This is a genomic window from Pseudomonadota bacterium (assembly GCA_037200975.1).
Classification (GTDB): Bacteria; Pseudomonadota; Gammaproteobacteria; order Steroidobacterales; family Steroidobacteraceae; genus CADEED01.
Window position 1 is genome coordinate 3,923,517 of record JBBCGI010000001.1, and the last position, 19,486, is coordinate 3,943,002.

Annotated in this window: 9 protein-coding genes; 5 read left to right on the forward strand and 4 right to left on the reverse strand. The window is 67.3% G+C overall.

Translation table 11 applies throughout. The features are described from left to right. Positions 1-44: 44 nt before the first annotated feature. Genes ggt through WDO72_17575 form a run of 3 tightly spaced genes read right to left on the reverse strand, consistent with a single transcriptional unit; the run spans position 45 to position 5,004 of the window. Positions 45-1,754 carry a gamma-glutamyltransferase gene (ggt, locus tag WDO72_17565; protein ID MEJ0087486.1) on the reverse strand — a complete coding sequence of 570 codons (1,710 nt, stop codon included), beginning with the start codon at positions 1,752-1,754 and terminating at the stop codon, positions 45-47. 48 nt (positions 1,755-1,802) lie between these two features. After that, positions 1,803-4,361 (reverse strand): fused MFS/spermidine synthase, encoded by a 2,559-nt coding sequence (locus WDO72_17570; protein MEJ0087487.1) that lies wholly within the window; start codon positions 4,359-4,361, stop codon positions 1,803-1,805. A gap of 4 nt (positions 4,362-4,365) precedes the next feature. Next, on the reverse strand, positions 4,366-5,004 hold the full coding sequence (locus tag WDO72_17575; GenBank protein MEJ0087488.1) for a putative 2OG-Fe(II) oxygenase: 639 nt from the start codon (positions 5,002-5,004) through the stop codon (positions 4,366-4,368). A gap of 162 nt (positions 5,005-5,166) precedes the next feature. On the opposite strand from WDO72_17575, the gene WDO72_17580 reads away from it, so the two are divergent. From WDO72_17580 to aqpZ, 5 genes are all read left to right on the forward strand, one after another. Then, positions 5,167-7,608, forward strand: coding sequence for a hypothetical protein (locus WDO72_17580; protein MEJ0087489.1), 2,442 nt, complete (start codon positions 5,167-5,169; stop codon positions 7,606-7,608). Between the two features lie 79 nt (positions 7,609-7,687). After that, on the forward strand, positions 7,688-8,554 hold the full coding sequence (locus WDO72_17585; GenBank protein MEJ0087490.1) for a peptidylprolyl isomerase: 867 nt from the start codon (positions 7,688-7,690) through the stop codon (positions 8,552-8,554). Then, positions 8,551-9,501 (forward strand): HupE/UreJ family protein, encoded by a 951-nt coding sequence (locus WDO72_17590; protein MEJ0087491.1) that lies wholly within the window; start codon positions 8,551-8,553, stop codon positions 9,499-9,501. The genes WDO72_17585 and WDO72_17590 overlap by 4 nt, the downstream gene beginning before the upstream one ends. A gap of 10 nt (positions 9,502-9,511) precedes the next feature. Next, the gene (locus WDO72_17595; GenBank protein ID MEJ0087492.1) at positions 9,512-10,021 is read left to right on the forward strand and encodes a hypothetical protein; all 510 of its coding nucleotides are present in this window, start codon (positions 9,512-9,514) and stop codon (positions 10,019-10,021) included. Between the two features lie 160 nt (positions 10,022-10,181). Further along, positions 10,182-10,874 (forward strand): aquaporin Z, encoded by a 693-nt coding sequence (gene aqpZ / locus WDO72_17600; GenBank protein ID MEJ0087493.1) that lies wholly within the window; start codon positions 10,182-10,184, stop codon positions 10,872-10,874. Between the two features lie 6 nt (positions 10,875-10,880). Here the strand turns inward: aqpZ and WDO72_17605 are convergent, their stop codons facing one another. Then, positions 10,881-19,418 carry a glucoamylase family protein gene (locus WDO72_17605; protein ID MEJ0087494.1) on the reverse strand — a complete coding sequence of 2,846 codons (8,538 nt, stop codon included), beginning with the start codon at positions 19,416-19,418 and terminating at the stop codon, positions 10,881-10,883. Between the last annotated feature and the right edge of the window lie 68 nt (positions 19,419-19,486).

Genomic DNA, 19,486 nt, shown 5'->3' on the forward strand with positions numbered 1-19,486 from the left:
CGGCGTTGATCGGCTGTTGCAGCAAATAGAAAGAGGTCTCTGGCCTAATAACCCAGCGCGAGCCCGGTATTGCGGCGCGGATCGACGGCGCCGTAGAACCGATTGCGGCCCACCGGCGCGGCGTTCAACGCCGGCGCGCCGATGAGGATGGCCGCGACATGGTTCTCCGGCTGCGGCTCGATCAGCTTGTGTCCCATGCCGGTGAGGATGCGCCGTGTATCGGCGCTCAACGCGCGCGCTTCGACGTAGGTCGTTTCGGGCTGCCATTGCTGGTGGATACGCGGCGCCGCCACGGCTTCCTGCACATCCATGCCGTAGTCGATCACGTTGATGATCGTGAGCATCACGGCGGTGATGATGCGGCTGCCGCCCGGCGTGCCGACGATCATCCACGGCTTTCCCTCGCGCGTGACGATGGTCGGCGTCATCGAGCTCAGCGGCCGCTTGCCGGGCTCGATCTTGTTGGCTTCGCCCTGCACCAGCCCGTACATGTTGGGCACGCCGGGTTTCGACGTGAAATCGTCCATCTCGTCATTGAGCAGGACACCGGTGCCCGCGGGCATGACGCGCGCGCCGAACCAGTCGTTCAGCGTGTACGTGACGGCCACCGCGTTGCCGAAGCGATCGGCGATGGAGTAGTGCGTGGTGTGAATGCCTTCGCTGGCGGCGATGCCGGGTTTCAGCGTGCCGGAGTTGCCCGCGCGCCCGGGGTCGATGCTGGCGCGGATCCGTTTCGCATAGTCCTTGTCGAGCAGCTGTTCGACGGGATTACGCACGAACGCCGGGTCCCCTAACAAGTTGTTGCGGTCGACGTAGGCGTGACGCATCGCCTCGATTTCGAAATGCACCGCGCGCGCGGAGCCGAAGCCATAGTCGGCGAGCGGGTAACCCTCGAGCACATTGAGGATTTCGCACAAGGCGATTCCGCCCGAGGAGGGCGGCGGCGCGGAGACGATGTGAAAGCCGCGGTAGTCGCATTCGATCGGCGGCAGCTCGCGCGTCCGGTACGCATCGAAGTCCGCCTGCGTGAGAATGCCTTTGCCCGCGCGGCTTGCTGCCAGCAGGGCCGCCGCGGTCTCGCCTCGATAGAAGCCGGCCGCACCCGCTCGGCTGATGTTGCGCAAGGTGCGCGCCAGGTCTTTCTGCACGAGCCTCGCGCCGGCCTCCAGCGGCTGGTTGCCGGCGAGGAAGATCGCGGCGCTCGGCGCGTCCTTGCGGAAATCGCCGGTCGCTTCGTGAAGGATGTCGACATCGCCCTGGTCGAGCACGAAGCCCGCCTCGGCAAGCTGGATCGCCGGGGCGATCAACGCGGCGCGCGGCAACGTGCCGTATTTCTCGCGCACGTACTCGAGGCCCGACACCGTTCCGGGAACACCCACCGCGAGATAACCACGCGAGCTCAGATCGGGGATGACGTTGCCCTGCGCGTCGAGATACATGTGAGCGGTGGCGGCGAGCGGCGCGACTTCGCGGAAATCGATGAATGTCTTGCGGCCGTCGGCGAACTGCACCGTCATGAAACCACCGCCGCCGAGATTGCCGGCCGCCGGATACACCACGGCCAGCGCGTAACCGACCGCCACCGCCGCGTCGATCGCCGTGCCGCCGCGTTTGAGCACCTCGACGCCGATGCGCGTGGCGTGTTGCTGGGCGGTGACGACCATGCCGTTCTCCGCGGCAACTGGTGCCGGAGATGCGGCATGGCAGGCCTGGGCACAGAGCAGGGCAAGGACGAACCAGCGCGACTGAATCATGTGTTGAACCACGTCCACGAAGATCGTGCGAGTGTACGTGTTCGACGCTCAACGCGTCTGCGGCGCCTCCGCCAGCGCGTGCAGGGCATCGCGCGCTTCCGGGCGCGCCGGCTGAATCTCCGCCAATTGCACCAGCAGTGCGCGCGCGCCATTCGCATCGCTCTGCGCCAGCTGCGCCGCCATGCGAACCAACGGATCGTACGCGGGCCGGAAATCGGGACTGATCCGCAGCACCGCGAGCAGCGGCGCCTGCACCTGCGCGAGCATCTCGTGCAGCCGGGACGTCGGCCGCACGTCGCGACCGGCTTCTAGATAGCGGTCGCGCGCGCTCCAGTACGCGGACAACCGGCGTCCGTGCGCGGCGGGTTCGTGAGCCAGCAGTTCGCTGGGTGAGATCGCGACGGCGTGAATCAGCTCCAGCAACCGGTCGCGCGGCGCGGAGTCGGGCGCGTAGGTGATACGCGGCGCGCGGTAACTCACCACCGGGTGATCGTCGGTATTCAGCGGCGCGTCGCCCGCGAAGCGCGCCAGCGCGTCGGGCCCGGCGACGAATCCGCCCAGCAGCGCGAAATCGTCGTCGATGCCGAACCGCGCGAGGGGTTGCGGCAGGTGAACGCTGGCGAGGCGCGTGTCGATCTCGGCGAGTTCGAACCGCTCAGCGTCGCGGCGCGCGATGAGCCCGAGTACCGGCGTCTCGAGGCTGTTGGTCGCGAGCATCGCCCAGCTGCGTGGATAGACGCCGTGAAAGGTCCGCACGATGCTGCGCAAGGTGTCGAGATCGAGCTGGTGCAACGGCAGCCACTGGCAGAACAACCCGCCCGGCGCCAGATGCGCGCGCACCGCCGCGAAGTGTTCGGTGGTGTACAAGGTGCCCGATCCGCTGCGCGCCGGATGGTAGTTGTCCGCCACGATCACGTCGTACCGCCCGGGTGCGGCGCGCACGAAGCGGCGCGCGTCCGCGGCGAACAGGTGCAGGCGCGGATGTTGCGGCTCGCTCGCGGCGAAGTAGCCGGACGCCGCGATCACCTCGGGCAACAGTTCGACCGCATCAACGTCGAGGCCAGCCGCTTCGCTGGCGGACTTCGCGGTGAGCCCGGTGCCGAGCCCGAGAAACAGTGCGCGCCGCGGCGCCGGGTGCAACAGGATCGGCAACAACCCCTGGCGCGCGTCGGCAAACAGGGTTGCGCTGCTGCCTTCCTGCTGGCGGTTGTTGATGTGCAACGTCGCCACGCCGTCGGCGTCTTCCACGACGCTGACCGCCGCGCTCACGCCTTCGGCGTAGTGGACCAGTCGTCCGCCCGCGGGAATCTCGATGAGCGCCAGCGACGGGCTCCACGCGGCCAAACCCGCGGCCGCGGCCACGGCGCCCCACTGCGGAGCCGAACGCCACGCTCGCCGCGCCACCGGCAGTAGATAGCCGAACGCCAGCATCAGCAGCGTCCAGGTGGAGCCGATACGCGGCAGCAGCAGCACGCCGAAAATCAGCGGCGCGAGCGCGGCGCCGAGCGTGTTCACCCCGAGCGCGCGGCCGAAGGAGACGCCGTCCGCGCGCGCGGCGCTTGCCAGGTGGCTGAACAGCGCGCCCATGAGAATCGTCGGCAGCAGCAGCGCGCTGGCCGCGAGTAATACTTCGACGCCGAGCGCGGCGCCCATGCCGGGCCCGAATGCCGCATGGGCCGCCGACTTGATCGCGGCCGCATTGGCCAGCGCGACGATGCCGAGCAGGCACGCCACTGACAGCCCCTGCAGGAGGCGGTCGCGCGCCTGCGGCAAACGCGCGCCCCACCGGCTGTAGGCCGCCGCGCCGGCGGTGCTGCCGATCAGGTACACGGCGAGCAGCAGCGCGAAGGTGTACACCGTGTTCTCGGCGATCTGGCTCAGCACACGAACTACCAGCACTTCGTAGCCGATGCCGAGAAATCCTGTCAGCGTCAGTACGGCGAGTTGGGAATGTGTGTCTGCGGCGCGAGCGGCGGCAGGCGGCTGCAAGGCTTGCCGCGCGCCGAACACCCAAACAGCCGCCATGGCGCATGCGAAGTTGATCGACACGCAAACCGCGGCTGAAGCCGTGAGGCCGAACCGCGGCACGAGAAAAAATGCGGCGGCGAGCACGCCTATCACCGCGCCCGCGGTATTGCCCGCGTAGAGCAGGGCGAGCGGCGCAGCGCGCGACGGCAGCCGCGCGAGGATGCGCTCCATGGCGGGCATCGTTGCGCCCATCGCGGCCGTCGCCGGCAGCAGCAGCAGGAAAGTGCCGCAGAACACCACCGACCAGTGCCACAACGCGCCGGGTTGCGTGCCGAGCAGGGTGAACAGCAAGCCCGCCACGGGCGCCATGAGAAAAACCAGCGCCACGCCCCACAGGCCGATCACTGCCTCGCACGCCGCGTACCAGCACACGGGGCGCGAGCTGGCGTCGATGCGCGGGCCCAGCGCGAGACTGCCGAGAGCCAGGCCGCCGAAGAAGGCGGCGACCACCGCCAGCACCGCCGCGGCTTCCGCGCCGAGCCACAACACGGCTTGGTGTGTCCAGATGATCTGGTAGCCGAGCGCGGCGAACCCGGAAGCCATCATGAGCAGGAGCGCGCGGCCGGCCGCGGGGTTCACGGCCTCACCCGCTGAAGGAGATGCGATAGCCCCAGGAATCGAGGTGTGTCGGGATCGCGTTGAACGCCAGGGTGATGCGCCGCGCGCCCGGGTTCACCGGCACCGCGTGCATCAAGTAGCTAGGGAACAACACCACATCGCCGGGTTCCGGCGGCGGGCTGATCCACTTGTCGGCGTTGTAGGTGCCGGTTGCCACGCTGGCGTGATCGTTCTTGAAGGTGAAGTCGGTGCCGCCCGGAGATTTCATGAACACGGTGCGTGCATCCGGATGGGTGGCCGTCAGATAGACGACGCCCGAGATGAAACTGTTGGCGTGGTTGTGCATCGCCTGGCGGCCGCCGGTGTCGAGCACGTTGACCCACATCTCCTTCAGCGCCCAGCCGAGCTGTTCGCCGAACAGCAGCGCGCCGAACTGCGGCAGCAACGGCGTGAGCACCGCCGCGGCCTCCACCAGCAACGGCGAATCGCCGGGCTTGAGCAGGGCGGTGTGCGAGAGGTTCGGCGACGAGCTGTTCGCACGATCGACCGTCTTGCTGAAATGCTGGACCAGGCCTTCGACCAGGGCGGCGCCGAGTATCCGCGGCGCCCGCAGGAACGGCGTGGGGAACAGTCCGATGACTTCTGGTTTTGGCGCCGCGGACATGTGAGCCGCGAAGTTTAATGACATCTGTGCGACAGATTGATGACCGCGCGGAATATCCGTCCGGCGGCCGAACGCCGGACATGGCGCCTTAATTTCCCGGTCATATGCAACGCCTAGGGTGCCGCCCCACGTACTTCAACCTAAGTCAGGGGAATCCGTTCAATGAAGATTCAAGTTGCAAAGAAGCAGATCGCGCTGGCGGTGGCGGCCGTGCTCGGCGCCGTGGCGATGAGCGCCGCCTATGCCAACGGCGGCCACGACGATCGCGGTCGCGATGATCGCGGTCACGACGACCGTGGTCACGACAATCGCGGTCATGATCATGACGATCACGGCGGCTTCGACAATCCCATCGTCGACAAGGGCGAAGGCACCTACGTGACGGGCGATTTCCACAACCATACGACCTGCTCGGATGGTTCGATCTCGATGCAGAAGCTGGTGAAGAAGTCGACCGATAAATCGGACACGCCCTGGGGTCTCGACTGGTTCGTCCAGGCCGGCCACGGCGGCAACGGCAATCGCAATTGCACGCTGGCCGAAGACGCCACGCTCGCGACGCCTGCCTATCCACTCGTGTATGCCACCGACGGCACGACGCTGCTCGGCCCGGACACCAGCTGGCAGAAAAGCAATCCGGCGATCACGCCGAAGGGCCTCGTGTCCGGCAACGCGCCGAACCAGGTCATGTGGCGCTGGCAGTCGCTGCAGGAATACCAGTACCCGCTGATGGAATACCTGGCCGCGCTCAAGGGCCTGCCGACGTTCTCGGGCATGGAGTCCGTCGTCGCCGGTCACGAGCACAGCTCGATGTCCGTCGTGACCGGCCAGCTGCCGGCTGCCATCTACAAGCAAAAACTGCCGAAGACCGCGGGCTACACGCCGCTGGGCAACGCCACCGCGCTCGCGCAGTGGTCGTACTGCTTCGATCGCGGCGACACGGACACGAGCCGTGGCGACACGACCGTCGGCAGCGGCATCGGCAACAACTGGAACTGCTCGGTACGTGGCAGTGCCAACGAGGCGGACGCGAGCTGGAATGCCACGGCGCAGAAGCTGATTCCGGCCGGTGGCGCGGGCACGGGTGTGCTCGGCCATCTCAAGACCGTCGAAGCGCTCAAGTGGATGAAACAGAAGTACGGCGAGGAGAGCTACTACGTCCCCGCCCATCTCGAGCGCGCCGGTCCGTTCAATCCGGACGGCAACAACGGCTTCAACATCGAGAGCCTGCGTGACTTCAACAACGTGGCGCCCAAGGTGGCGTTCGGCTTCGAATCGCAGCCCGGGCACGGCGCCTCGGACGCGCGCGGCGAATACACGGTCCATCGCAACAACTTCGGCGGCACGATCGGCAACGTCGACAGCGTCGGCGGCACGACGTGGGGCGGCACCGGCGTGTATGCCGGCCAGGTCGGCGGCGTATGGGATGCGTTGCTCGGTGAAGGCCGCAACTGGTGGTTCTTCGCGAGCTCGGACTGGCACAACCGCGGCATGTTCGGCCCGGACGACCGCCGCTCCTCGCAGGATTTCTATCCGGGCGAATACCAGCGCACGGCAGTCATGGTCCGCACGAAGGATGACGATCGCGGCCACTTCTTCGACTCGAACGACAAGGGCGGCAAGGGTGGCAAGAACAAGGTGCTGACTCCCGACGCCATCGTCGATGGTCTGCGCACCGGCAACGCCTGGGCGGCGAGCGGTCAACTCGTCGACCGCCTGTCGTTCGTGGTGTGCGCGGATACGCGCCTCAACGACCGTGTTGGCAACGACCTGGTGGAAGGCGCGGCGCTGCTGGCCGCGAAGCAGAACACCGATGTCGACGCCGACTGGACCTGCGCGACGATGGGCGAGAAGCTCCAGGTGCGCAAAGGCCAGGACGTGGTGGTGGCGATCGCGGTACGCGACCCGTCGGGTACCAACTACTCGCCGTACACCTTCCCGAATCCCTCACTCGCGCAGGTGGGGATCAGCCAGCAGCTGAACAAGCCGGTGCTGGATCACATCGACGTGATCCGCGGCCAGGTGACGGGCTACAAGACCCCGGGCGCGCCTGACTACTCGGGCGAATGGCCGAGGAACTGGATCAGCTCGCCGGATCTCGCCAATGTTCCCGAGGGTGCGAAGAACCTGAGCGCGGCGATCCTGCGCACGTTCAACCAGTCCAACTGGAACACGGTGCGCGGCGACAAGGAATACAAGACGATGGTGTTCCGCATCAAGGATGTGGCCAAGTCCCAGTATCTGCGTTTGCGCGGCAGCAACCTGCCGGCCTCGGTGCCTTACGAGACCGATGCCGACGGCAATCCGCTGGCCGACATCTCCACCAACGCCGCTGCCATCAACCCGACCCTGTCGGGCGGTGCGGATGGCGTTCCGGCGGGTGCCAACCTGCGCATTCCGTGCAAGACGGTGGGGACCAATGTTCCGGCGACGGCGGTGGTTTACACGGGTACCGCGATCAACGGCTGCCCGGCGCATCTGCCGGTGGTCAACGGCCAGAAGATGGTGGCCTACGACGTGGCCGCGTGGTCGGACCTGTGGTTCTACAGCAATCCGGTCTACATCGAAGTGAAGGGTTCGACGCTGGTCGCCGGCGTCAAGTAAGCGGTCGCGACTTCATCGCGACCTCAGGAGCGCCGCGCGGCAACGCGCGGCGCTTTCTCACATCTGCAAACAAGTACTCATGAATACCACTGTGCTCGAATCCGCTGCTGACAATCGTCCGACAACCGAACGCGCGGGCTTCAAGGCGCCGTCCTGGATGCGCGAACCGTTGTTGCACTTCGTCGTGCTCGGCGCGCTGTTGTTCGGGATCGACCATCTGCTCGCGGCGCGCGCGGACGATCCGCACCGCATCGTGGTCGACGCCGAAGTCGACCGGCATGCCATCGATACTTTCAAGAATGCGCGTGGGCACGCGCCCAATGCCGAGGAGTTGTACGCGCTGCGGCGCGTATGGCTCGACAACGAAGTGCTGTATCGCGAAGGCATCGCGCTCGGCCTCGACAAGGGCGACAACGCCATCCGCGAACGCGTGATCTTCAAGGCGCTGTCCGTGGTCGACGCCGGCGTCAAACTACCGAAGGTCGACGAGGCGATGCTGCGCGCGTGGTTCGAGCAGCATCGCGACAAGTACGACGAGCCGCCGCGTTTCGATTTCGAGGAGGGCGTGCTGGCGGGCGAGCGTTCGGAGGCCGCCATACGTGCCTTCGTCCAGGGATTGAACGCGGGCGCGCCGGGCGACGTGGAGGCGGGCCTGCGCGTGTTCAGCGCGCGGCCGCGCGACAACATCGAACAGAGTTACGGCAAGGAATTCGTCGCGGCGCTCGAGACGGTGCCGGCGGGCGAATGGCAGGCGCTGCCCAGCAAGGAAGGGCTGCGCGCGATCCGGCTGAAGGCGTTCACGCCGGCCAAACCCGCCGACTTCCAGGTGGTGAGCCCGGCGGTGCTGCAGGACTGGACCGATTCCGTACTGTCGGAGCAGCGCAGCGACGCGGTGCGTGCGCTGACGAAGAAGTACAAAGTTGAAATCGCCGGTGCGGCTCCATGAGATTGCTGGCACGTATTGTCGCCCTGGGTCTGATCGGGTTCGCGGCGATGCCCGCGCCCGCGCATGAAATGACGATGGCGGAAATGGAGCTGCGCGAGACCCGCGCCGGAGAATTCCTGTGGCAGTGGGGCCAGAGCGGCGCCAAGCCGATCGCCGACGTGCTCACGCCCCGCTGGCCCGAAGGTTGCGCCGCGGAAACCAACATGCTGCGTTGTGGCGAAGGCGGACTCACCGGCGTGATGTCGATCGATGGCGTCGGCAAGGAATACTCGGCCGCGCTGGTCAAGGTGTTCTGGCGCGACGGCCAGAGCCGCGTGTACACGCTGACCGCGCGCCAGCCCACCGTGCACCTGTACGGCTCGGCCGACGACACGCGCGGGCGCGGCGAGATCGCGCGCGCCTATCTGGTGCTGGGCGTCGAGCACATCCTGAGCGGCGTCGATCACCTCATGTTCGTCGCCGCGCTGCTGTTTCTCGTGGGTTTCCGGCGCAAGCTGATCTGGACGATCAGCGCGTTCACACTCGCGCACAGCCTCACGCTCGCGAGCGCGGCGCTCGGCTGGCTCACGCTGCGTTCCGCGCCGGTGGAAGCGACGATCGCCCTGTCCATCGTGCTGGTGGCCGCCGAGGCGCTGCATACGCGCGAGACATTCGCGCGCCGCCTGCCGGCGATGGTGGCGTTCCTGTTCGGCCTGGTGCACGGCCTTGGTTTCGCCGGTGCGCTCAAGGAAATCGGGTTGCCGCAATCGCATCTCGCCACCGCGCTGCTGACATTCAATCTCGGCGTGGAGTTCGGGCAGCTGCTCGCGGTCGGCGCGGCGTGGGCGGCATGGCGGCTGCTGCATCGCTTCCCCGTGGTGCAGCTGGGGCGCGTGCCGGCGCTGTATGGCATCGGTGCGCTCGCGGCATATTGGTCGCTGGCGCGTATGGCCGCGATTTTCAGTTAGCGTGATATCCATGAAGCAAGGACTGGTGATCGGGATCGTGTTGCTGCTCGCGGTGGGTGGAATTCTCGGTTTCGTTTTCGCGACGGACGGTGCGCAGATTCCCGCGGAAACGACGGCTGGAATCGTGCAGCCACCTGCGGTGTCGGCGCCGGTCGCGGTTCCCGCGATTGCGGTCGAGACGAAGGCACCCGCGGCGGTCACTCCCGATGACGTCGCGAGCTGGACCACCGATGCAACCGGTGGCGACGCAGACAAGCGAGCCGCCGCCATCACGGCGCTGTCGCGGGCGCCGGTCGAGCAGGCGTTGCCCATCCTGCGCCGCGTACTCATGAACGGCGAAGCGGCGGTCGATCGGCCGCTGGCGCTGCAGTCGCTGCGCGATCTGGCGCTGAACCAGGGAGATCCCCAGAGCGCGATCCGCAATACGATCCGCGAGGCTATCTATCACGGCGACGACCTGACGATGGCGGGGGACGCGCAGGAAGCGCTCGACGTCATCGAAGAGGGTCTGGCGAAGTAGAAGTTGTCGACCGCCGACGATCGCGCCGGGCGTTGTTAGCGCTACATCGACTCTGGCGAAAGCCCCGGGCGTCCGCAAAGAGGCGGCCGGGCCTGCGCTTGTGAGGCCCGGCACGATCGGCTAGTGTGCGCGCTCGAATAACAAGGACAGGGGAGCTGCCATGCCCATTCTCAAGCGTTCCGTCGCCGAGTTGTTAGGGACCTTCTGGCTCGTGCTCGGCGGATGCGGCAGTGCGGTGCTGGCCGCGAAGTTTCCGGAAGTCGGCATCGGCCTCGTCGGCGTGGCGCTCGCGTTCGGCCTCACCGTCGTGACGATGGCCTATGCCGTCGGCCACATTTCCGGCGGGCATTTCAACCCCGCGGTGACGCTCGGTCTGGTCGCGGGTGGCCGCACCCCCGTTGCCGACGCCCTCCCGTACATCGTCGCGCAGGTGCTCGGCGGCGTGCTCGCCGCGTACGTGCTCATGCACATCGTCAGCGGCAACGGCACCGATGCCATCGCCACCACGCTGGCCTCGAACGGGTATGGCGAGCATTCCCCGGGCGGTTACGACTTGGCGGCCGCGTTCCTGACCGAACTGGTCATGACATTCTTCTTCCTGCTCATCATCCTGGGCGCCACCGATGCGCGCGCGCCGGCGGGTTTCGCGCCGCTGGCGATCGGTCTCGCGCTCACGTTGATCCACCTCATCAGCATCCCCGTGACGAACACCTCGGTGAACCCGGCGCGCAGCACCGGTCCGGCGTTGCTGGTAGGCGGGTGGGCGATCTCGCAGCTGTGGCTGTTCTGGGTCGCGCCGATTCTCGGTGCGGTGCTGGCCGGCGGCGTCTACCGCTGGTTGGGAAAGAAGTAAGCCGGCTCAGCTGTTTGCGCCGAGCCACGCCAGATGGACGGTATGCCTGCCGCCATCGTCGACCAGGTCGACGAGGTTGCGTCCGGGATTCTGCACATGCCCGTCGACGGTCAACTGGGCCATGGCGCCGGGTGCCGGTTGCCGCTCGACGCTGATCTCGTAGATAGACGCGCCGTGGCGATACGTGATGCCGAACCCCGGCCAGTTCGACGGCACGCAGGGAGCCAGCGTCAGCTGGTTCTCGCGTAGTTTGAAACCGAGGATCGATTCGAGCCCCGCGCGATACAGCCAGCCGGCCGAGCCGGTGTACCAGGTCCAGCCGCCGCGGCCCGCGTGCGGCGCTTCCGAATACACGTCCGCGGCCACGGCGTACGGCTCCACCTTGTAACGCTGCACGTCCTCGCGTGTGCTCGCGCGGCGGACCGGGTTCAACATCGCGAATACTTCCATCGCCTTGTCGGCCTTGCCCTGCATCGTCAGCGCGATGACGGTCCAGATGGCCGCGTGCGTGTACTGCCCGCCGTTTTCACGGATGCCGCGTGGATAGGCTTTCACGTAGCCGGGTTCCTGCGCGGATTTCTCGAACGGCGGCGTGAAGAGAATGGCCAGCGGCGGATCCTGCTTGAGCAGCTGCGACTCGAGCGAGCTCATTGCTTTCGCGGTGCGCGCAGGATCGCCGGCGCCCGAGATCACGCTCCAGGACTGCGCGATGGCATCGATGCGGCACTCGTCGTTGGCGTTCGAGCCGAGCGGCGTGCCGTCATCGAAGAAGCCGCGCCGGTACCACTCGCCATCCCAGGCATGTGTCTCGAGCGAGGTCTTGAGTTTGCCGGCGTGATTGAGCCAGGCCGTTGCCAGCGCCAGTTCGCCGCGTGTGTGCGCGAGCGGCGCAAATTCGCTCAACGTCGCGTGCAGGAACCAGCCTAACCACACGCTCTCGCCCTTGCCTTGTTCGCCGACGCGGTTCATCCCGTCGTTCCAGTCGCCGGTGCCGATGAGCGGCAGGCCGTGTTTGCCCATGTACAAGGCGCCTTCGAGACCGCGCCGGCAATGCTCGAACAAGCTCGCCGACTGTTCGCTCACCGATGGTTCGAAGAATGCGTCGTGTTTCTCGCGCGGCAGCGCCGGCCCTTCGATGAACGCCACCGGTTCATCGAGGATGGCGCGATCGCCGGTGAGATGGACGTAGTGCGCGGTGACGTAGGCAAGCCACACGCGATCGTCGGAGATGTGCGTACGCACGCCCTGGCCGCTGTGCGGCAGCCACCAGTGTTGCACGTCGCCCTCCGGGAACTGGCGCGAAGCCGCGCGCAGGATCTGCTCGCGCAGCAGCGCGGGGCGCGCGACGCCCAATGCCATCGCGTCCTGCAACTGATCGCGGAAGCCGTACGCGCCGCTCGCCTGGTAGAACGCGGCGCGCGCCCAGGTGCGGCAGGCGAGCGTCTGGTACAGCAGCCAGCCATTCATCATGACGTCGAACGACCGGTCCGGAGTCTTGACCTGCACGTGGCCGGAAAGCTCGGTCCAGAACTCACCGATCGATGCGAGGACTGCATCCAGATCGGCGCCCCGATACCGGTTGATGAGCTCGCGCGCGGCTTCCGTGCCGGCCGCCTGGCCTAACAGGAATACGATCTCGGTGCTTTGCTCCGGGTCGAGCTCGAGCTGGGTGCGCAGCGCGGCACAGGCGTCGAGCGCCGCGCCGGTGCGGCCGCTCAGCGTCGTTCCCGCGACCAGAGCCGCGGGCGCGTCGAGCGCGCCATGGCGCCCGAGAAATTCGCGCCGGTCGGCGGTCCACTCCGATTGTTTGCCGCCGAGGTCCGCGAACGCGGTGTCGGCGAACGCCGCATTCCAGGGATTACGCGCGAAGATCGCGCGCGTGGCGTTGTCGGATTCGGTGATGACATGCGGCGCGCCCGGCGCGCGCGACGGGCCCAGCACCCACTCGACGTACGCGCTCACCGACAGCGTGCGGCGGCGCGGCGACTGGTTGCGGATCACGAGGCGACAGATCTTGACCGGGTCTTCGAGCGGCACGAATACCGTGAGTGTCAGGGCCAGGCCGTGCGAGCGCTGCTCGAAGCGGCTGTATCCCAGGCCGTGTGCGCACGAGTAGTGCGCGTTCTCATTGCGAATGGGCGCGGGGGTCGGCGACCACAACTCGCCGGTTTCCTCGTCGCGCAGGTAGATAGCTTCACCGGGCCGATCGGTGACCGGGTCGTTGCTCCAGGGCGTGAGCGCATTCTCGCGGCTGTTGCGCGCCCAGGTGTAACCTGCGCCCTCGGCGGAAATCTGGCAGCCGAAACCGCGATTCGCGATGACGTTGATCCACGGCGTCGGCGTGGTTTGCGAGCCCGCGGTGTTGATGACGTACTCGCGTCCCGATGCACCGAAGCCGCCGATCCCGTTGTAGAGCTCGAGGTCGCGCGCGAATTCCGGATCCGCGGCCACCGCCGCGGCGGCGGCGCGCCGCGGCTGCCGCGGTGCGGCAGCGGGCGCCGACTGCATGCGCTCGACCTGGTCGCGCAGGCTGCCGCGCCGGCCGGACAACACCACGCGCGACACGGCCAACAACAACGCACGGGTCTCCGCGCTGATCAGGTCGCTGCGCAACACGAACACCTTGCCGCGCGTCTCCATGCCGCTGATGCGCGGCCGCGCCAGGCTGACGCGCGCGGCGGCTTCGAGCGCCACCTGCAGATCCTGCACGTACGAGGAGCCGCGTTCGTTCAGCAGCACGAGATCCACGGACAGCCGCTTGACGCTCCAGTATTCGTGCGCCTGCAGCAACTGCCGCGCGACTTCCAGGTCTTCCATCTCCTCGATGCGCAACATCACGATGGGCAGATCGCCGGAGATTCCCTGCGCCCACAAACCATGCGGACCGCCGGCACCGCGGCGGATGGTTTCGCTGGAGGGGCGGGCGAGTGCATCGGTGAACAGGACGTGGCCAGCCAATTGCTGGAACAGGTTTGCCTGCGAGGCATCGAGTCCGAGGTGGCGCAGCTGTACCTGCGCCTGGGTCCACGCCAGCGTCGAGGCGCGCATGTGGGCATTCGTATCGCGATGTTTGTCGAGCAGCTCGAGCACGCGCCCGCGGCTGTTCGCGACGCAGGTCCAGAATGAAATGCGCACCGTGCCACTCGGTGGCACGAGCAGGCGATATCGCAGCGCGAACACGGCGTCGAGCACCGTGCCCGTGGCACCGGACAACGTGCGGCCCGCGAGCATGGCGAGCGGCGCGCGCAATTCGCGGCCGCGGCCGATGAAACGCGCGCGATCGGTTTCGAATTCCGGTCCGGCGGTGACGGTGCCTTCGGTGACCGCGTGATGCGAAGCCCAGGCCTCGGATTCGTCGGGGTCGCGACGCCGGCGCGTCGCGACGATGGCGCCCTGGCGTTCGAGAAACTCCGTGCGCACGAACATCTTCGAGAAGGCCGGGTGTGCGACATCGGCCGCCTGCGGCGCGAGCACGACTTCCGCGTACGAGGTGATTTCGACTTCTCTGGCATGCGCGGACGTGTTGCTGATCGACAGCCGCCGCACCTCGGCATCGTCTTCGGACGAAACCGTCACTTCGAGCACGGTGATGAGGTCGCCGTCGCTGCGGATGATCTCGGCGCGATCCTCGGTGAAACTCACGTTGTAGCTGTCGGGCTGCACCGCGCTCGGTTGATAACCCGCGGACCACGTGAGGCCGCTGTCGACGTCGCGCAGCAGGAAGTGGCTGCCGGTGTCGTCGCGCGTGGAGTCTTCGCGCCAGCGGGTGACCGCGAGGTCGTTCCAGCGGCTGTAACCCGAACCCGCGGCCGTCATCATCACCGCGTAACGGCCGTTGGAAAGCAGATGTGTCTGCGGCGCGGAATCGTGCGCGCCGTGCAGCCGGCGCACGTCGGGAACCTGCAGATCGGACACACGCGCGGCCGTGCCCACTTCTTCGGCGCGCGGATGTGCCACCGAGACATCGCGCGGCGTGCGTTCCTGCATCAGCAGGTCGGTTGCCTGGATCGAGACATCCGAGTGGAAGCGGTCGCGCATGCGGCCGTCGAGCAGCGCGTTGGCGATGGCGACGATGCTCATGCCCTGGTGGTGGGCCATGTAGGCGCGGATCAACACGCGCGAAGCGTCTTCCGGCAGGCGGCTGGGCGTGAAATCGACGGCCTCGTAGAAGCCGTAGGCGCCGCGCGCGCCCATCGCCGCGAGCGCTGCGTAGTTGGTCAGCGCGGCCTTGCCATCCACCATCGCGGCGAGGCCGGTGGCGTATGGCGCGACCACTTTGTTTTCGGACAGGCCGCGCTTGAGCCCCAGGCCCGGCACGCCGAAGTTCGAATACTGATAGGTGAGCTCCAGGTCGCGCGCGTTGTACGCCGATTCCGAGACGCCCCAGGGAATCTTCAATTCCTCGCCGTACTGGATCTGCCGCTTGACGATCAGCCGGCTGGTCTGCGCGAGCAAACTACCGCCCGGTGCGCGCAGCACCAGGTCCGGCATCAGGTACTCGAACATCGAGCCCGACCACGAGACCAGCGCGGCACCCGCGCCGATCGGCGTGACGGTGCGGCCGAGGCGGAACCAGTGGCGCGCCGGAATATCGCCCTTGGCGATTGCGATGAAACTGGCAAGCCGCGCCTCGGAGGCCAGCAGGTCGTAGCAGGAAGGATCGAGCGTGCCGTCGTTGGCGCGAAATCCGATCGACAGCAGCTTGCGCTGCGGATCCTGCAGGAAGCCGAATTCCATCGCGTTCGCCAGCTCGAGCGCCTGGCCCGCCAGCGATTCGAGATATTCGACGATGTAGCCGGCCGGGTCGCGGGCGAGCAGGTCGCTGCGCCAGCTGTCGATGGTGCGCCGCGTCGCTTCGACCCAGTAGACCAGTTCCGCGTTGCGGTCCTGGTGGGTCTCGCTCGCGAGCGTGCGCACCATGTCGACCAGCGTCGAGGCGCGCTCCGCGGCGGCCGCCAGTGCGTCGGCGGCCGGATCGAGTGGTTTGTCCTTCGGGCGCAGCGCGAGATCGAGATCGTCGAAGGCGGTTTCGAGAATGCCGCGCGTGATGGACAGGCCGGGCGGGAACTCGAATTCGCGCAATGCCTCGCGCGCCAGATCGAGTGCATCGGCAAGCCCCGCCACCGACTCGAGGCGCGGCGCCGCGTCGTGCTGCCATTCGCGGAATGCACCGGCGAGGGTGATCAGGTGCGCGGCCAGGTTGCCCGAATCGACCGACGACACGTAACGCGGCTCGAGCGGGCGCAGATCCTGCGTGTCGTACCAGTTGTACAGATGGCCGCGGAATTTCTGCATGCGCGCCATCGTGGCGAGCGTCGAGTCGATGCGGTCGAGCGCGTCGCGCAGACCGCACCAGCCGAAGTCGCGTGCCGCGACGATCGAGAGTAGATAGAGACCGACATTGGTGGGCGAGGTGCGGTGCGCGAGCACACCCTTGGGGTCTTCCTGGTAGTTGTCGGGTGGCAGGTGGTTTTCTTCGCGGCCGACGAAGGTCTCGAAGAACCGCCAGGTGCGGCGGCCGATCAGGCGCAGTTCGCGCTGTTCGACGCCCGACAGCTCCGACTTCGCCGCCGCGGGCGGCGTGCGGCTGATGCGCCAGGCGATCACCGGCGCGGCCACCCACAGCAGCAGGAACGGCAACGCGAGGCCCGGCAGTTTGCCCGCCGAGAACGCGGCCGCTACCGCCGCGAGGCCCAGCGTCAGCCAGACGCTCTTGCTCATGCGCAGGTAGAAGCTGCCGAAGTCGCTGCGCGTGCCCGAGAGCATATCGGCGGGGATCCACTCGAGCATGTGCCGGCGGCTGACCGCGAGGCGCCACCATGTGCGCACGATGGCGTCGCCCATGAGCCAGGCCTGGTAGGCCAGCATCGTGATCAGCAACGCGGTTTGCGCCACCGCGAGGCCCAGATCCACCGCCAGCGCACGCAGGTGACTGAGCAAGGTGACGGTCGATCGGCGCGGCAGCAGCGCCGCGACTATCGGCATCAGCGTCGGCAGCGACAACGCGATCAACACGAACGCACACCAGGGCAGCGCCGCCTGCAGCGGCAGTGTCCAGCCCACGAGCAGGGCCGCGACGCTGGCCGGCGCCGACAGCGAGCGGCGCAGGTTGTCGAGCATTTTCCACAGGCCGATCAGCGGCAGGCGGCTGTGGCCGCGGCCATGCGCGTCGGCGCCGGCATCGCGCCGGCCGAAGATCCACGGCAGCAACTGCCAGTCGCCGCGCACCCAGCGATGCTGGCGCATCGAGGCCACGTCGTAACGCGAGGGGAATTCCTCCATGACCTCGACGTCGGAAGCGAGGCCGGCGCGCGCGAAGATGCCTTCGAACAAATCGTGCGACAGCAACGTGCCGGCGGGCACCCGGTCCGCCAGCGCCGCCTCGAACGCGTCGACGTCGTAGATGCCCTTGCCGGCGAACGAGCCTTCACCCAACAAGTCCTGATAGACGTCCGAAACTGCCGCCGCATACGGATCGACGCCGGCCGCGCCCGAGAAAACCCGCTGGAACAGCGTGGCTTCGGAACTCACGGGTAACGAGAACGCGACGCGCGGCTGCAGGATCGCGTAGCCCTCGACGACGCGGCCGAGCCGTGCATCGAAATGAGCGCGGTTGAGCGGATGTGCCATCTTGCCGATGAGCCGGCGCGGGGTTTCGCGCAGCAGCCGCGTATCGGCATCGAGCGTGAGCACGTAACGCACGCCCTGCGGCACCCACGGCGACCGCCCGCTGCTGGTGACGAAGGTCGTATCGGTGGCGCCGCGCAACAGGCGATTGAGCTCCTGCAGCTTGCCGCGCTTGCGCTCCCAGCCCATCCAGCGCTGCTCGCTGTCGCTCCACACGCGTTTGCGATGCAGCAGCAGGAAACGTTCGCCGCCGGCCGCCGCACCGTAGCGGCGGTTGAGGCGCGCGATGCCGAGAATGGCGATGTCGAGCAAGGTCTCGTCGTTGCCCAGGTATTCGGTGTCCGCGTCCACCCAGTCGGAAAGCAGCGCGAAATGCAGCTGGTCGTCGGCAGAGGCGAGGTAGTGGATCTCCAGACGATGCAGGTATTCCTCGACCGCGGCGCGCGAGCTGAGCAACACGGGCACCGCGATCAGCGTGCGCAGATCTTCGGTGACGCCTTCTCGCAGCGCGAGGCCGGGCAGGCGGCTCGCGCCCACGCCGCGCGTGATCGCGCGGTTGATCAATGCCACCGCCATGTCCATCGCCGGCACCGCGCCGAGCACGCCTAACAACAGCAGCAGGCCGTCGTGGATGCCGCGGTCCTGCATCATCCACAGCGGAATCGACAGCAGCAGCGCGCTCACGAAGCCGATCGCGGCGACGTAGTCGCGCGCCCCGACGGTGAACGCGATGCGGCTGCGGAAATTGGCCAGCGAGGGCCGGTAGCCGAGCGATTTTTCGAATACGCGCCGGCCGTCGGAGATCAGGTGATAACCGGGCTCGCGTTCGCGCTCGGTGCCACCGGCGGCGGCCGCGGCGAGCGCGCGTTGCGCGACCTCCAGCTCGGTGTGCGGTGAGAAGCGGGCGAGGTCTTCGATCGCGCTGCGATACAGGTTACGCGTCGCGAAATCCATCGCCGGGTAGTTGCTGCCGGTGATCAGCAGGTCGTCCACCAGGCTCACGCTCTCGAAGAATTCCGACCAGTCGACGTCGGTCATCAGACGCATGCTGGTGATGATGTTGCGCACGGTGACGTTCGAGGCACCCTGGCGGTGGTGTTCGTCCTGCACCAGCACTTCGGACGTGGTGCCCTGCGCATGCAGTTTTTCTTCCAGCCACAACAACGCGGGCGTGACCTTCGGATCCTGGTCGCGCAGGCGCTGCACCAATTGCACGGCGAAAGCCGGTGGCAGCGGTTCCGCGCCCGCTTTCCAGGCGCGCAATGCATCGGGATCCGCGGTCTGGCCGTTGACGCCGAGCAGCCGGTCGGCGATCGCGTCGGCGCGCTGCCGTGCCGCGCGGCTGGTCACGATTCGTGTGGCGACCCGGCGCAGGTTTTCCACCAGCACCACGCGCAGTGTGATCGCCACGGCCCACAGTTCGCCGATCGTGAGCGGCTGGACGGTCTGATACGCGCGCACGAAGCGGCGCAGCGTCTCGGGTTCGAAGCGGCTGTCGGTGTGGGCGACGAATCCCCAGGCGAGACCGAAGACGCGCGGCAGTCCGGCGAAGTGGCCGGTCGTGAGCTTGGGCAGCTGGCGGTAGAAGCCCGGCGGCAGATCCTCGCGAATCTCGCGGATCTGTTCTTCGACCAGGTGGTAGTTATCCAGCACCCACTCGGCGGCTGGGGTGATGCTGCGGCCGGCGTCCACCGCCTTGGCGATGTCCCGGTAGGCAGCCAGCAGCGCCTTTTCATTGTCGCGCAACCGCGCGCTGAGCGACCTCTCGAACAGCGGCCGTTCGGCGATGGGCTGGGCCGCCGCGAGGCTGGCCGCGTGCTGCTCCAGCCGCTCGATGCTGAAGATCTCTTCCCGCAGGATCTGGTCGTTGTCCCAGGCTGCGTCGTGCGAAAACTTCTCGAGAATGCGTCGAATCATTATGTAAGTAATTGCCTCGAACCCGGGACGTTGGCGCCGTGTGTTATACCCATGGCCGCCTTCGCGAT